The sequence below is a fragment of the Aequorivita sp. IT1183 genome, from assembly GCF_058068265.1.
This window is the reverse complement of sequence record NZ_JBYRHS010000003.1, coordinates 219211-235862: the sequence shown is the minus strand read 5'-3', so window position 1 is coordinate 235862 and position 16652 is coordinate 219211. Positions and strand designations below refer to the sequence as shown.

11 protein-coding genes are annotated in these 16652 nt (G+C 35.1%); 10 read left to right on the top strand and 1 reads right to left on the bottom strand.

What is annotated here, in order from left to right; translation table 11 throughout:
• The first annotated feature begins 29 nt into the window (after window positions 1–29).
• The 8 genes from AC3RVF_RS06640 to argH are packed head-to-tail and all read left to right on the top strand — an operon-like array spanning window position 30 to window position 8016.
• Window positions 30–644, top strand: a complete 615-nt coding sequence (locus tag AC3RVF_RS06640) for a GNAT family N-acetyltransferase (RefSeq protein ID WP_489693039.1) — start codon at window positions 30–32, stop codon at window positions 642–644.
• The gene (locus AC3RVF_RS06635) at window positions 644–1831 is read left to right on the top strand and encodes an argininosuccinate synthase (protein WP_489693038.1); all 1188 of its coding nucleotides are present in this window, start codon (window positions 644–646) and stop codon (window positions 1829–1831) included. Before AC3RVF_RS06640 ends, AC3RVF_RS06635 begins: the two co-directional genes overlap by 1 nt.
• Window positions 1832–1833: 2 nt before the next feature.
• Window positions 1834–2811: an N-acetyl-gamma-glutamyl-phosphate reductase gene (argC, locus tag AC3RVF_RS06630; RefSeq protein ID WP_489693037.1), complete on the top strand. Its 978-nt coding sequence runs from the start codon at window positions 1834–1836 to the stop codon at window positions 2809–2811.
• 12 nt (window positions 2812–2823) lie between these two features.
• Window positions 2824–3954, top strand: coding sequence for an aspartate aminotransferase family protein (locus AC3RVF_RS06625; RefSeq protein ID WP_489693036.1), 1131 nt, complete (start codon window positions 2824–2826; stop codon window positions 3952–3954).
• Window positions 3951–4892, top strand: coding sequence for an N-acetylornithine carbamoyltransferase (locus AC3RVF_RS06620; RefSeq protein WP_489693035.1), 942 nt, complete (start codon window positions 3951–3953; stop codon window positions 4890–4892). Before AC3RVF_RS06625 ends, AC3RVF_RS06620 begins: the two co-directional genes overlap by 4 nt.
• Window positions 4889–5665, top strand: a complete 777-nt coding sequence (gene argB, locus AC3RVF_RS06615; RefSeq protein WP_489693034.1) for an acetylglutamate kinase — start codon at window positions 4889–4891, stop codon at window positions 5663–5665. Before AC3RVF_RS06620 ends, argB begins: the two co-directional genes overlap by 4 nt.
• The gene (locus tag AC3RVF_RS06610) at window positions 5665–6732 is read left to right on the top strand and encodes a M20 family metallo-hydrolase (protein ID WP_489693033.1); all 1068 of its coding nucleotides are present in this window, start codon (window positions 5665–5667) and stop codon (window positions 6730–6732) included. The genes argB and AC3RVF_RS06610 overlap by 1 nt, the downstream gene beginning before the upstream one ends.
• Before the next feature lie 12 nt (window positions 6733–6744).
• A complete protein-coding gene (gene argH / locus AC3RVF_RS06605; protein WP_489693032.1) occupies window positions 6745–8016 on the top strand; it encodes an argininosuccinate lyase in 1272 nt (423 codons plus the stop codon).
• A 51-nt stretch (window positions 8017–8067) separates the two neighbouring features.
• Here the strand turns inward: argH and AC3RVF_RS06600 are convergent, their stop codons facing one another.
• Window positions 8068–14577, bottom strand: coding sequence for an alpha-2-macroglobulin family protein (locus tag AC3RVF_RS06600; RefSeq protein WP_489693031.1), 6510 nt, complete (start codon window positions 14575–14577; stop codon window positions 8068–8070).
• Between the two features lie 418 nt (window positions 14578–14995).
• Between AC3RVF_RS06600 and AC3RVF_RS06595 the strand changes: the two genes are divergently transcribed.
• Window positions 14996–15709, top strand: coding sequence for a hypothetical protein (locus AC3RVF_RS06595; protein WP_489693030.1), 714 nt, complete (start codon window positions 14996–14998; stop codon window positions 15707–15709).
• 160 nt (window positions 15710–15869) lie between these two features.
• Complete coding sequence (locus AC3RVF_RS06590; protein WP_489693029.1) at window positions 15870–16562, top strand: hypothetical protein; 693 nt, start codon at window positions 15870–15872, stop codon at window positions 16560–16562.
• The last annotated feature ends 90 nt before the right edge of the window (window positions 16563–16652 follow it).

Here is a 16652-nt window from a genome sequence, read left to right as displayed (position 1 = left end):
TTCAAATTTATTAACTAAATCTCAAGGCAATGAAAATTGTTATTGCTAATAAATCGCATATTATTTATGCGGAAATCATCTGCAGCACCATAGAAGAAGCTGCTCAAGTAAGAGGTACAGGTATTGCAAAACGCACCCCAGAATACATTACCACCAAAATGGAAAACGGCAACGCCGTAATTGCTTTAGAAGGAGATACATTCGCCGGCTTTTGCTATATAGAAGCTTGGAGTCACGGCAAGTTTGTTGCAAACTCAGGATTAATAGTTCATCCAGATTTTAGAAACATAGGCTTGGCAAAACAAATAAAGCAGAAAGTATTTGAACACTCCCGAAGCAAATTTCCTGATGCTAAAGTATTTAGTATTACTACTGGCTTAGCTGTTATGAAACTAAATAGTGAGTTAGGATATAAGCCCGTTACTTTTTCAGAACTAACAACAGACCAATCATTCTGGAATGGCTGCCAAACTTGTAAAAACTATGATGTTCTGCAACGCACAAAACAAAGTATGTGCTTGTGCACAGGTATGTTATACGATCCAAATTCAAAAAATCTAAACGAACCAAAAAAAATAAAAGAGAAGGTGTTTAATAGATTAAAGAGTATTAAACAAACCCTTCTTCTAAAACACAAAAAATAATGAGCAATTCAAAAAAATTAGTAATAGCGTATAGTGGAGGTTTAGATACTTCATATTGCGCGGTGAGCCTAGCAAAACAAGGTTATGATATTCATGCTGTTAGTGTAAATACTGGAGGTTTCACACAAAAGGAAATTGTTGTAATTGAAGCTAATGCCTATAAAATGGGCGTTTCAACATATAAAAATATAGATGCCGTTGCTAGCTTTTATCAAAAAGTGGTTAAGTATTTAATATTTGGGAATGTATTAAAAAACAATACTTACCCATTATCTGTAAGTGCCGAAAGAATTATACAAGCCATAGAGATTATTGAATATGCAAAAAGCATAGATGCCGAATATATTGCCCACGGCAGTACAGGCGCAGGAAATGATCAAGTAAGATTCGATATGATTTTCCAAACCTTAGCACCTAACATTAAAATAATCACTCCCATAAGAGACCAAAAATTATCAAGACAGGAAGAGATTGATTATTTAAAGAGTAATGGAATAGATATGAATTGGGATAAAGCCAAATACTCCGTAAATAAAGGACTATGGGGAACTAGTGTTGGCGGCGAGGAAACACTAACTTCCCATAAACCACTACCCGAAGAAGCTTATCCATCGCAACTAGAAAATACAGCTGAAGAAAAAGTAAAGCTTACTTTCTTAAAGGGCGAGTTGGTTGCGGTTAATTCAATAGAAAACGCCCCTGAAGTTAATATTGAAATCTTAAATAAGCTAGCCTCAGCTTATGCAATTGGTAGAGACATTCATGTAGGCGATACTATTGTTGGTATAAAGGGCAGGGTAGGTTTTGAAGCTGCTGCGGCACTCATAACAATTAAAGCGCATCACTTATTGGAAAAGCACACACTAACAAAATGGCAACTGCAACACAAAGAATATTTAGCCAGTTTTTACGGAATGCATTTACACGAAGGGCAATACTTAGACCCAGTAATGAGAGACATGGAAGCTTTTTTACAAAGCAGTCAAGACAAAGTTTCTGGCGATGTAATGGTAGCGCTAAAACCTTATCATTTTACTTTAGAGGGAATAGTATCAAAACACGATTTAATGAATCCGAAGTTTGGTAGTTATGGCGAAATGAATAAAGGCTGGACCGCTGAAGAAGCAAAAGGATTCATCAAAATTCTTGGCAATCAAAACAAAATCTATCAACAAGTAAACAACTAATTATGTTAGAAATAGGAATTATTGGAGGCGCTGGCTACACAGCGGGAGAACTAATAAGATTGTTGATAAACCACCCAAAAGCGAATATTAATTTTGTGTACAGTTCATCCAATGCTGGCAATAAAATAACTGTTGTTCATCAAGATTTGGTTGGGTCATTAGACCTTAAATTCACCAACACCATCAACCCAAATGTTGATGTCTTGTTTCTATGTTTAGGGCATGGCAATTCGAAAACTTTTTTGGAAAACAATAGCTTTTCATCGAAGACCAAAATAATCGATTTGAGTAACGATTTCAGACTTCAAAAAGATGAACTGTTTAACGACAAAACCTTTGTTTATGGACTAGCAGAACTGCACAAAGAGAAAATCAAACAGGCATCGTATATAGCAAATCCAGGGTGTTTTGCTACTGCATTGCAATTGGCCATTTTACCTTTAGCTGCAAATGGTTTATTAAAGGACGATGTTCATATTAATGCAGTAACAGGAGCCACAGGCGCAGGAACTTCTTTGTCTGCAACCACGCATTTTGCGTGGCGCGATAATAACTTTTCTTCTTATAAACCTTTTATACATCAGCATTTAGATGAAATATATCAAACGGTAAAACAGCTGCAAAGTAATTTTGATTCAGAAATCAATTTTATGCCCAATAGAGGGAATTTTTCTAGAGGAATTTTTGCCACTGTTTACACTAAATATGAAGGCAGTTTAGATAAAGCAAAACAACTGTATAATGAATTCTACAAAGAAGCAGCATTCACTTTTGTTTCTGATACTGAAGTGCATTTAAAACAAGTGGTAAACACCAATAAATGTTTATTGCATTTGCATAAGCACAAGGGTAAATTACTAATCACAAGTGTTTTGGATAATCTGTTAAAAGGAGCCTCCGGGCAAGCCATTCAAAATATGAATTTAATGCATGGATTTGAAGAAACGGAAGGATTACAACTAAAAGCTAACTTCTTTTAAAACTCAATTATTATGAAACTATTTAATGTATATCCTTTATTCGATATCACTCCAGTAAAGGCTAACGATGTGTATGTGTACGATGAAAATAACACCAAATACCTAGACTTATACGGCGGGCATGCGGTAATTTCTATTGGTCATTCACATCCAGAATATGTAAAAAGCATCAGTGAACAAGTAAGCAAATTGGGATTTTATAGCAATTCCATTCAAAATCCATTGCAAGTACAATTGGCAAAAGAACTCACCGAGTTTTCAAACTGTGAAGATTACAATCTGTTTTTATGCAATTCAGGAGCCGAAGCAAATGAAAATGCTTTAAAAATAGCATCTTTTAAAACAGGAAAAAAGAAAGTGATTGCGTTTAAAAACGCCTTCCACGGACGCACCTCAGCGGCTGTTGCGGTAACAGACAATAAAAAAATTGTAGCTCCCATAAATGCACAGCAGCAGCAAGTAGAATTTATTGAACTCGGCGATAGCAAAGCTGTTGAAAAGAGCCTGCAAAATAATGATATCTGCGCCGTTATTGTAGAATGTATTCAGGGTGTTGGAGGGTTAAATGAAGCCACTACTCATTTTTATAAATCACTAAGAGATTTATGTAATTCGTATAATGCATTGCTCATAGTAGACGAGGTGCAGTCAGGTTTTGGGAGAACAGGAGATTTCTTTGCATTTCAAAAACACGGCATACAGCCAGATATCATTTCTATGGCAAAAGGCATGGGCAATGGTTTCCCCATAGGAGGTATTTTAATTCAGGCAGACATTGAGGCGTCTTTTGGTATGTTAGGAACAACATTTGGTGGTAATCACTTAGCGTGCGCAGCCTCCTTAGCTGTTTTAAAAGTACTGAAAGATGAAAAATTAATGGAAAACGCCAAAGAAGTTTCGGCCCACTTTTTTGAGAAAGCCAAAACGATTCCACAATTAAAAGCTATTAAAGGAAGAGGGCTTATGATTGGGTTAGAATTCAATTTCCCTATCGCGGAATTGCAAAAAACATTAATTCAAAAGCATCACATTTTTACCGGAAGTGCAACCAATCCAAACCTTTTACGAATACTTCCGCCCCTAACCATTCAAAAAAAGCATATAGACGTTTTTGTTGAAGCTTTAATACACGAATTATCATGAAGAAATATACACAAATAGCGGATATCAATAATATATCCGAGATTATTGAAGAAGCTATTCAACTAAAAAAGAACGCATTTCAATTTGAAGCGTTGGGAAAACACAAAACACTTGTAATGTTGTTTTTCAACTCAAGTTTACGCACACGCTTGAGCACTGAAAAAGCTGCAAAAAATTTAGGCATGGAAGTGACTATTTTAAATGTCAATGACGCTTGGAATTTAGAATATGAAGACGGTGCTATAATGAACTTAAATGCGGCAGAGCACGTAAAAGAAGCTGCAAAAGTAATTTCGCAATATGCCGATATTATTGCTATCAGAGCTTTTCCAAGCCTAAAAGATAAAGCAAAAGACGAATCGGAATACATCATCAACAATTTTATAAAATACGCAACTGTTCCAATTGTTAGTATGGAAAGCGCAACAGCGCATCCTTTGCAAGCCTTGGCCGATGCTATTACCATTGAAGAGCTAAAAACAAAGAAAAGGCCCAAGTTCGTTTTAACATGGGCGCCACATACCAAGGCATTGCCACAAGCAGTTCCTAATTCCTTTGTTGCGATGATGCAAGAATTAGATGTAGATTTTAGCATTACCCACCCCAAAGGCTATGAGTTAAACCCTGAAATCACAAAGGAAACTTCAATCAATTACGATCAAAATGAAGCCTTAAAAGATGCAGATTTTGTCTACGCTAAAAACTGGAGTAGTTATACTGAATACGGGCAAATTCTAAATACAGACACCCAATGGATGATTACTAAAAGTAAACTTGGGAACGCAAAATTCATGCACTGTTTGCCTGTAAGACGAAATGTAGTTGTTGAAGATGCTGTTTTAGATAGCGATCAGTCTGTTGTTATTCAACAAGCCAATAACAGAACCTATGCTGCACAGGTTGTACTTAAAAAAATCCTTGAAAACCTAGAGGTATGAAAACACTAAAAATCGTAAAAATAGGAGGGAACATCATTGATGATCCATACGAGTTAGACTATTTTCTTAAAGAATTTTCCAAGCTTGAAGGTTTAAAAATATTGGTTCACGGAGGCGGAAAAGCGGCAACGGCACTTGCTAATAAAATGGGGGTTAATGTAAAAATGATTGAGGGTAGACGTATTACAGACACCGAAACACTAGATATAGCTATCATGAGTTATGCGGGTAAAATAAACAAAACCATTGTGGCGCAATTACAAGCAAACAGTTGTAATGCACTCGGATTTACGGGTGCAGACGGAAATACCATTATAGCCGAAAAAAGACCTGTAAATAACATAGATTACGGTTTTGCAGGCGATGTGGTAAAGGTGAATACAGACGTATTGCAGTTATTGTTAACCAATAACATAACGCCAGTTTTTTGTGCCTTAACTCATGATGGAAACGGTCAATTGCTAAATACAAATGCAGATACCATCGCAGCTGAATTGGCAATTGCTTTTGCAAAAGCATATAGACTTGAACTGTATTACTGTTTTGAAAAAAACGGTTTGCTAAAAGATGTAGAAGATCCTGATTCATTGTTATTAAACGTCGATACTAAAATGTATAATTCCTTATTAGCGGAAGGGGTAATTGCAGACGGTATGCTTCCTAAGCTAAATAATTGTTTTTACGCGCTTAAGCATCAAGTTCGTAAAGTATGTATTGGAAAGGCAGAAATGCTATATAATTCAAATTCAAAATTCACAACAATTCAAGAATAATGATACAGCAAAAAGAATTAGCAGAAAAGGCAATAGTCTTACTCAAAAACTTAATTGAAACGCCTTCGTTTTCTTCGGAAGAAGATAAGACAGCCACTTTAATTGAAAACTGGTTTCAAGAGTTTGCTGTTCCCTATACGAGAACAAATAACAATGTTTGGGCTGTTAACAAGCATTTTTCAGAAGACAAACCTACGCTGCTGTTAAACTCACATCACGATACAGTAAAGCCGAATAGCGCTTATACCAAAGACCCATTTAAAGCCATTGTGGAAGATGGTAAATTATACGGTTTGGGGAGTAATGATGCGGGTGGGTGTTTGGTTTCCTTACTAGCTACTTTTATTCATTTTTACGATAAAAAAGACCTGAGCTACAATTTGGTTATCGTGGCTTCGGCTGAAGAGGAAAGCAGCGGTCCAAACGGATTAAACAGTATGCTGGAGATAATTCCCAAGATAGATGTTGCTATTGTTGGAGAGCCTACTTTAATGCAGCTGGCTGTTGCAGAAAAAGGATTGGTAGTCTGCGATGCAAAGGTAAATGGCACCGCAAGCCATGCGGCGCATCCAAATGCTGATAATGCTATTTATAATACTATAGTCGTTTTGCAATGGTTTCAGAATTATGAATTTGAAAAACAATCAGATGTTTTAGGTCCCGTAAAAATGACTGTCACTCAAATTAATGCGGGAAAACAACACAATGCCGTTCCAGCCGAAGTAGATTTGGTGATCGATGTACGGGTGAATGATAAATATACAAACGCAGAAATCGTTGAAATTTTAAAAAAGGAAGCGCCCTGTTCAAGTATTGAACCTAGAAGCTTACGGTTAAATTCGTCTTCAATACCTGCAACCCATGAATTGGTAAAAGCCGGAATCGCTTTGGGAAGAAAAACCTACGGCTCGCCAACCCTTTCAGATCAGGCTTGTTTAAGTTGTCCATCCTTAAAGTTAGGACCAGGCGATAGCACTCGTTCCCACACTGCCGATGAGTTTATTTACCTAGCCGAAATTGAAGAAGGGATTGCCATTTATATACAATTATTAGAAAAAACACTTTAAAAATACATCAAGATGAAACTTTGGGATAAAGGATTTACAATAGATAAAAAAATTGAACAGTTTACCGTTGGAAACGATCGAGAAATAGATTTATATATCGCAAAATACGATATACAAGCTTCCTTGGCACATGCCAAAATGCTGAAAGCCATAGAGATCATTTCTGAAGAAGAACTACTTCAACTAGAAGAAGGATTAGAAGAATTAAGACTTCAAATAGAAGACAAAACATTTGTAATAGATGCTCAGTTTGAAGATGTACATTCAAAAATAGAATTCGAATTAACTAAGAAGTACGGCGATGTCGGTAAAAAAATACACACCGCCAGATCTAGAAACGATCAAGTTTTAACAGCGCTGCACCTATATTATAAAGACAATCTGATTGAAATAAAGGAAAGCACAAAAACATTTTTTGATACCCTTTTAAATCTGGCGGAAACAAACAAAGACAAATTATTACCAGGTTATACGCACTTACAAGTAGCCATGCCATCTTCTTTTGGATTGTGGTTTTCTGCCTATGCAGAACTGTTGGTAGATGATGTTTACATGCTCAATGCCGCCTTAAAAACGGTAGATCAAAACCCTTTGGGGTCTGCTGCTGGTTACGGAAGTTCATTCCCTATAGATAGAGCTATTACAACAAAAGAACTGGGCTTTGCTACTTTAAAATACAATGTGGTAGCAGCGCAATTAAGCAGAGGTAAAAACGAGCGTACCATTTCGGCTTCACTGGGAGGTTTATGCAATACTTTATCAAGGTTTGCAATGGATATTTGCCTGTATATGAGTCAGAATTTTGGGTTTATATCTTTTCCAGATGAACTTACCACAGGCAGCAGTATTATGCCTCACAAAAAGAATCCGGATGTATTTGAATTAATTAGAGGTAAATGCAACAAAATTCAAGCGTTGCAAACAGAAATGACTTTAATAACCAACAACCTACCAAGCGGATATCATAGAGATTTCCAATTATTGAAGGAAAATATGATACTCGCTTTTGAAGAGTTAAAAGACATTTTATTCATATTCGAATACGCTATCAAACAAATTCAAATAACAGACATAGATTTAACCGACGAAAAATACCAATACCTCTTTACCGTAGATAGTATAAATAACTTAGTGGTTGATGGATTATCATTTAGAGAAGCCTACCAACAAATAGGAGCACAGGTGCAAGCAGGAACCTACAAACCACCCGTTAGTAACCAACATACCCACATTGGTAGTATAGGTAATTTGTGTTTGCAAGATATAAGAGATAAATGGTGCTAAATTATAATCAAAAACTCAGTAAAATACATTCTAATAGCTGATTTAATAAATTTACTCCTCAATTTTAATTCTAATTCCTTTCGAGTGGCTGCTAAATTCTGGAGCGTACATACTCTGAATAGTGGTTATACCATTTGAAAACTCACCTATATTATTAACGCGAACATCATATTCCAATACGTAAGTTCCTTTTTTAATACTATCAAAGAAGAAATGCGTCGCGGCATCGCGGGTGCTCATGTAATAACCTAATCCATCTTTATAGTTATACTTAGAAATTACATCTACCGGTTCTAAAGCTGAGGAGCGCATGTCTTTTAAGTGAACGTATTCCATATCCTCTCTAGTGGAAACTATAAGCCGAACTGTAATCAGACACCCAATTTTCAGTGGGTTTTTGTTAGTAATTTGTTGCAACTGCTGCCCATCATCAGTATTCTTTTTTAGGTAGAGTTCTTTTGAAATTTTCAAAGGTTGATTGGCGTTAGTTTTAATTTTGTCCAAATCTTCAAAATACTGCCAATAAAAACCTCCGAAACCTGGTACTTCAGATTTATTGTTGACTGTTAATGTTGCCATGTCTTGCGTCATTTCTGAGCCTTTAAAATCTATTTTGAAATAACCTGTTTCAATTTCTTCTTCAGCTTCTGCTAACTTTTTAGGTAATGCTTTTGAATTGCCCAACTCAAATTTAGTTTTTTCTTTTATGGTTGTCCAATCGCTGCCAAAAGTTAAGAGGGCATCAATCGCTTCGGTATTAGATTTAGTAGTGGACCAATGTTTTACCTGCTTGTTTTTCAAGAGCCAAACTTTCATTGCCTCCACAGATTTTTTATCGTCGGCTACTTCCGCGAAAGCTTTTATTAGTAACGCTTGGGTTTCAATTGGTGCGTTGTACCAATACCAGCTCTGCTTATTTTCAATCCAATACATACCCCAATCTTCATTGTTAGAGGCAGTTTCTTTTAAATTGTGGATGATTTTTTTCGCGGTATTTGAATCTTCAAAACGTTGAAAAATGAGGGCTGCCATTCCTTTTTCGTATAAAGAAGCGTTTAACCAATTCTCTTTAAGAAGTTTCAAGTCTTCATTAATTTTAAGTTTTAAAGTATCTGAAAGTGGAAGCGTTTTTAAATAAAAGCTACGGGTGTATAAGTAATGAATTTCAGAATGTTTCGGAATAGAACTAGTTTGCGTTTTTCCGCGATTCTGTTTCTGCTTTTCTTCAAACTTTTTATCCAAATAAGCAATCCCGCTTCTTGTCACAAAACTAAAATTTGAAGGAAGGCTGTCCTTTCTTTCCATCAATTTTCCGAGGCCAGCAAGAATGTGTCTTGTAATAAATTCGTTTTCACCACCGCCTTGAAACCAAGGAAAAGCACCGCTAGGCATTTGTTGAGTGCTCAACTTTTCAAAAGCAGTTTGTTCGGCGTTTTTCATCTTTTCCAAATCGAATAATAGCGCTGTGCGAGCCAGTTTTTCAGCTTTGGTTTGTGCGTCGTTAAACCACGGAGTTTCCGCGAGAATAATAGATTTTAACGCTTCATTTTTTTCAAGTTTAGAAGAAATGCCTTCTGTCCTTAATTTTTCAAAATACTCAGCAATTTTTGGGTTGCTGTTTATAATATTTGTTGCTATCGAATTTGCATAATAGCGCGCAAAAGTTTGCTCAGCACACTCGTGCTCGTATTCCATCAAATAGGGGAGTGCTTGTAGTGCCAACCACGTAGGATTTGAAGTATACTCCAGAGTTAATTGATGATTCTTTAGGGTAGTGGAAGTATTGTTTTTCCAGTTTTCAAAAGTGTATTCGCGTTTTGTATTTCCTTTCACCCACAGCGGAATACTTTCGGTTACTAATATGTTATTGGTTAAAACGGGAATTATATTTTCTTCACCATCAGAAAAATCTCCTGCCTTGGCGACAACTTTATATTGAACACCTTGCAGGCCTTCGGGAATATAAATTTTCCAACTTACTGTGGTATTTCCTTTAGCGGAAATCTGAAAGTTTTGAAAGTTAATTTCATTGCCCATTTCAGCATCTATTGGCTCCATAGTTATAGGGTCAAAAAACTGTAAAATTGCTGTGCCCAATTTGTTTTCTGAAGTAAGATTTGAAATGCGAGCCGTGATTTGAATAGTATCCTTTTCTCTGAAAAAACGTGGCATGTTAGGCGCTATCATCAACTCTTTTTGAGTAATAACCATATTTTCTAAATACCCTGAAAGTGCTGTTTTGTTGTGTGCAAATAGCCGTAGTTTCCACTGAGTTAAAGATTCTGGACTGGTAAAGTTGAAGCTTATCTGTCCGTCTTTATCGGTTTTAAGTTGTGGATAGAAGAAAGCCGTTTCGTTGAAATTTTTACGCGTTGGCACTTTTTTTAATTCGTCTAAGGCTGTTTTGGTTGTAATAATTAGTACTCCATTTGCACCTCTCGATCCGTATAAGGCTGTGGCACCTTCTCCTTTTAAAATATTTATGTCGGCAATATTGTCGGGGTTTAGGTTTGCAAGAGTGATGATATTGTTTTTATCAACGCTATTACCAGAAATTTTATCTCCGAAATTTACGGGAACGCCATCAATTATAATAAGCATATTATAATCGTCACTAGATAGCGACCCTGTGCCTCTTATACGAACAAACGAACCTTGGCCAGGCTTTCCAATGGCAGAAGATATTTGCACACCCGGAATGCTGCCTTGAAGCATTTGATCTATAGTAACTACAGAATAACCCAGACTTTGCTTTTCTCTACTTACACCGTAAGCAGTAACAACAACTTCATCTAACATAGCGCCAGCCTCTAAAGACACATTATATTCACCAGAACTCACAATAAAACTGTTAGAATCAAAACCCACATAATTAATATCTAACACTTCCCCGGGAGCTACTTCTATGGAATAGTAACCATCAAAATCTGTTTGTGTGCCCCGGCTAGTGCCACGTACAATTACATTTGCTCCTGGTAAAGGCAAACCAGTATCATCGGTAACCACACCGTAAACCATCGTGGCGCTAGGAGGTATTTTTGAAATTATCTTTTTCTTGTTTGTATAGTTTGCAATTCCTTTTGGATTAGTAAAATCGAAGCCAAACCAAAATATATCTACGCTTTTATCAGAAAAATGAAATAATGGCAACGGATCATTTAGCGCACTGAGATAAGTGTATTCCATACCTTCGCTGAGGTTGTGAGTTATGGAATAATTGTAATTTCTGGAATAATCCCTAATTTTAAAACCATCCCAATTGATAGTTTTAAACTGATCCAACGAACTGTCGTACATAGATGCGAGTACTTCTGCCTCTATAGCTGTGTTTTTATTGGTGATAGTAAAACTCCAGTTTTGCTCGCTTCCCGGTTCTATTTTATTTCTGAAGCTGTTTATCGTTATATCAATTTCCCCGATGTCTTCTTTTTCAACTGTGAATGTCTCCGTAAAGAATTCGTTTTCAAAATAGGTTTCAAAATGTATAAATACATCGGCTGAGCTTCCAGTATTGATTGGTACTTTTATTTTTGAAATACCATCTTTTAGCTGAACCGCTTTTATCATTTTTGATATTCCTGCTTGATTAGAAACGTTTATGTAAAGTGTTTTAATTTCGGAGCGTATTTCAACTTCTAAAAAGCCGTCTTTAAACGGATGCGAATTTATTTGTTTTAGAGTGAATAGTTTGTTGGATTGGTTCGTGTTTTCGTGCAATAAGGTGAAGTTAGACGAAGTTTCAATAGTATTATCGTGAGCGTCCTTAGCCGAAAAGACCAACTTATAATTTCCAATCTCGTTCGTTTTTAGAAAATCGAGTGATAATTCTTTATCAAATTCTGTGTTTACTTCTTTCGAAAAAATCAGGGTTCCCAAAGCATCATTTTTTTCAGCATCGCTGGTTTTTTCATACGGAAAAAGTTGTTCAAATTCTTCTTTAGTAAAACCCGCAATCTCAGGCTCACTAAACACTCGGGGTTTGAACTTTGTCTCTAAAGGAGAATTGTAATAAATTTTTAAAACGCCTTTGGTTGCTAAAAAACTTCCGTTCAGGTTGGTACTGTTTAATTGTACTGTGTTTTCGTTTTTAGTGTTTATGATTGATGGAAGAACAACATTCAAATCAAGCGAATGATACCCAACTTTTACTGTGGTTTCAGTGCTTTGTGTTTCTCCGCGACTATCGGTTACAGTTGCATCAATTGTATAATGAAAAACCGGAAGGTCTTCTTTTTTAAAATCTAAATAGGGCAGGGCTGTAAAATCAATCTTAAAATTTCCTTCGGCATCTGTCGTAGTTTCGCCTTGGGTAATCGTTAAACTTTCTTCGGAATAATAACCGTGGCGATAGTTGGGGTACGAATTTCGCTCCACGCTATAGGTAACTTTGGAATCGTTAAGATTTACACCAGAAAATGAAATCGCTTTCCCAGAAACGCGAACGGTGTCGTTAACCGCAAAGGTTTCTGTAACTGGGTTAAACTCTATTTTAAAAGTAGGACGTTTGTATTCCTCAACACTGAATTCAGTTTCGGAATAATTAAAATCTACATAATCCCAAAAACGATGTTCATCTTCCTCTTCATCGTAGTACAATTCATCATTTTCTAAAGTATCGGGTTCATCTGCCTCTATAGAATATTCACCCGTAACACCATTTTTCGGAATAATAAAATCGAAAGTGAAGGATCCAAATTCATTGGTTTTGAATTCCCGCTCCAACACTGTGTTGTAATTGGCGTCATTTACTTCTACATAAACCGTAAGATTTGGAACTACGCTTTTCGCCCCGTTTCTACTTTGAAGGGCAATGGCTTTTACATAGGCTTTTTGCCCCGGCCTATAAATGGCACGATCCATATAAAACTTTACATCTCCCGTGAGTTCGTCTTCTTCATCATCACTATATTCATTATAGTATCTTTTGTAGAAATTTATGTTTAAGGAATCAATTTCTTTCGAAATTTTTAGAGAAGCATAGCTGTTGTTATTCTTTTTAGATTTCGTTCTAAGTATTGATGCGCTACCGCTTTCATCAGTCTTTACAAAAGTGCTGTCAAGTTGAATAGTGGCGTTTTCAATAGGTTTTCCAGATTTTCTATTTACTACCTGAAAAGAATCGGTATTCCCACTTTCTAAATGCAGAATAGACATATCTGTGACGTTCAAAAATGTAAAATTATGAGGTTTCTTTTCAGAAAAACGCTTTTCATCTACGGCAAACAGAATTAAATATTTCCCTTTTTTTAGCGTCGGCATTAACACTTCTGTGCTGTAACTAAAAAGATCGTTTTGGTTTGGCAGTTTATATGCAGCAGTTTTTTCGAACTTGGCATTTTTAAGCAAACTATTAATAACGCTGTCTCTATCGAAGGCATTGTTATTAAACTGAAAATGGGTTGGTACCTTAAAGATTTTTAGAATTAGACTATCCGTATTTTTAAAGTTAACATACGCTCTTGTGTTTTCGCCTTCGTAAACATATTTCTGCAATTTAATATCCACAGATTTTGCGAGCATACTTTGTTTTTTTACAAAGGCTATTTTATAGTTATTAGAGCGGGATTCTACATTTAAAATACTGTCCAGAATGTTGATGGCTTTTTCGTTATAATCTGGATGATTATTTTTAGAAGCCATTTTTGCGTACAAATTAGCCCGTTGCAGCTGCACCTGTTGAAATAGAACCGTGTCTTTTATTTTACTTTGAAAACTATTAAGAAATTTTAGATAGGCAGTTTCGTTTTTATAAACATAGGTTTCGAAAAACAGCATCCTTTCAAAATCTAATTCGTCATTTTCTGGATTTTGGCGCTCCATTTCTTGATAGAGCAAACTCGCGCTTTTAAGATTGCCATCGGCTACAGAATCAAAACTTATAGATAGAAATTCATTGCTGCTGCCAAAAATTTTATTTTCAATTTCCGCGAAATAGGAGCTTGTACTATCCCAACGATTTAAGTTGCTCGCATAAATATCGATGTATTTGTTTAGTAGAAAATCATAGAGACTTTTGTTCTCTATATTATCTAGTTTTTCAAAATTGAGAATTAGTTCGTAATTCTTTAATGGTTTGTTTTTTAAACTGGAATTATTTGCAACAGTTTTATTGATGTACGTATCTATTTCTCGCTCAAAATCTGAAATAGTCCAAGTAAGAAAGTTGTCTTCAAAAACGCTTTCTGTTTCCGTTCTTCGATTTAAAATATACTGGTTTGCTTTCCAATAACTATTTAAACAAGAAATATAGAGGTATTCCAAAACACTTTTGTTTGGCTCAGAAAGTGTTGTTATATCTGCTTTAAGATTATTGATGATTTTTGTTTGAGCATCTTCTTCCAGTACAAGCATGTACTTAGCTCTAAAGAAAAATGTTTTAATAACTTCAAGGTCGTTATCTTTTCGTTTCGCCTTTTCGTAGATTTTATTTACTTCTTTCAGGGCAGATTTTATGCTGCCTGTTGTTTCAAATTGGATTACTTTTTTCCAGTTTTTTTCAAAATTCTGTCCGAATATTGGAAAGGCAATAAGCAGGAAAAATGCGAGGATTATATTTTTCATTGGAATTTAATTTGGTTGTCTGCCGAAGATACTGTTTTCCTAAAATACCGAAGCTGGCAAATTAGGCAACTAGCTTATTTTGGCTGTGAATTGTGCTTTCCAATTAGTTTGCGATAATCTAGCCATTTTTTAATTTATCGAGACAGCATTTATAGTGTTAGATTTTTTTTAGTAGAAATATGTTTAATGATTAAAGTAAATTGATATATTTGGACTTGAAGCTCAGCGCTTTATTCTCCCCTCTTAATTTAAACCCCGATGGCTGGTTGGCTGCTGTGGGTTTTATTTATAAAAAATTAAATAATTACTAACCTTTGGCTGCTTGGTGTAAGTATAGATTAGCTCTTATGGCGTATATATTTATGTTAGCTGTAATTTGACAGAAACATTTAGTTTATTGAATAATAGAAATAATTAAGTGAAAAAAGAGGAAAGAAAATTACCGTCAGAAATTTTGAGAAAAGCAACTGGAATTGATGAAATGCAAGACGGAATAATGTCAGGTGCAATATCTACAATTCCTTGGCTTGGTCCAGTAATGAATGAAATATTTATTCAAGTCCCGAATAGAATTCAACAAAAAAGAATTAACGAAACCGTTCTAGTTTTACTAGAAAAAATAAGCCGAATTGAAAAAAACGAATTAATTGAAAGATATATACAAAGCGATGATTTTTATGATTTTAATATAAATTTCTGGAAATCTTCAATGAAAGTTAGAGATGAAAAAATAAGAAATACATTAGCAAACGTTTTTATGGATTCTATCCTGACTCAAGAAAATTATGAATTAAGCGTGAATAGATTATTTCTGAACTTTTTAGTCAATTTATCGCCAATCCAAATTATACTTATCTCTTACATCAATACCAATGAGACTTTATTAGAAAAAATTGAAACTTATGACAATTTCTTCGCGAAATATAATGAGTACGATAAAAAAATAATAATTGACGAATCTGAATTTAAATTTTATTGTCTCGACTTGGAAAACAAAGGTTTAATTACGACAAATGGTGGTTTAAGAGATTTCGGAGTAGAAGACTCAATTTTGTACGACCATACATATGAGGAACCATCTGTGAATATGACAAAATTAGGAAAAAGATTTGTGGAATATATTATGAAATAAAAATCACAGCTAACAAAGTATAACCGCAATTACGGAGGATGCGACTTCGTCCGAATCCACGCGTAATTGCTAACTTCCGTGCTTAATCGAAAATCAATGCAGTTCAATCCATATTTGACTATTAAGCGTTACGGTTTTGACAATTCTGAAAATATATCATATGAGTGACATTATTGAATTATTAACTCCATACGTACTGTACCTATTCTTTGGATTCATAGTTTTATTTATTTTATACATTAGATTTTTTGTTCAGGAAAGCGCAAAAATTAATGCTTTAAGGAGGAAAAATAAGGAACTCGTTGAAGAGACTGAATCAATTAAGAAAGAACATCAATTAGATATTAGCAAAAGGCGATATCAGTATGAAAGTAAAAAAGAGCAATATCTCGGCTTTTTTAAACTATTAGACAAGTTCACAAACGAAGCCACTATAAAAAACCAGTCAGAATTAATTCCTATTTTGGAAGAATTCAATAAGAACTATCTCAATGCGGCATCACAAGGGAATAAAAAGAAGGAATCAATTGCGATAACTGTAATGTCTAAGAAAATTCAAAAATTGACTTTCGATTCCTATGCAGAATTGACAAAATTAAAACAAGAAACTAATACAATCAGATTAATTGCGAGTGATGAAATTTTAGAAAAATTGAACCTTTTGGAATTATCTTATGACAAGATAATGGAGCAATCGGATAAAATGATGTCTGATTTACCAATGTTAATGTTGACTGGAAACCAAGCAAAGATTAAGTTACAACAGGAAGAACTTGAGTTAAAAGGCAAGGTAATTCAAGGCATCAATGAGACCATTATTAAATTAATGAGAAAAGAACTTAATGAAATTTAAAGGTGCCAGAATCCCATGAATTCAGTCTGCGCCAAAAAACCCAAAAAACCGTCCAGAAAAATTGCGGACGGTTTTTTTTATAAATTATAA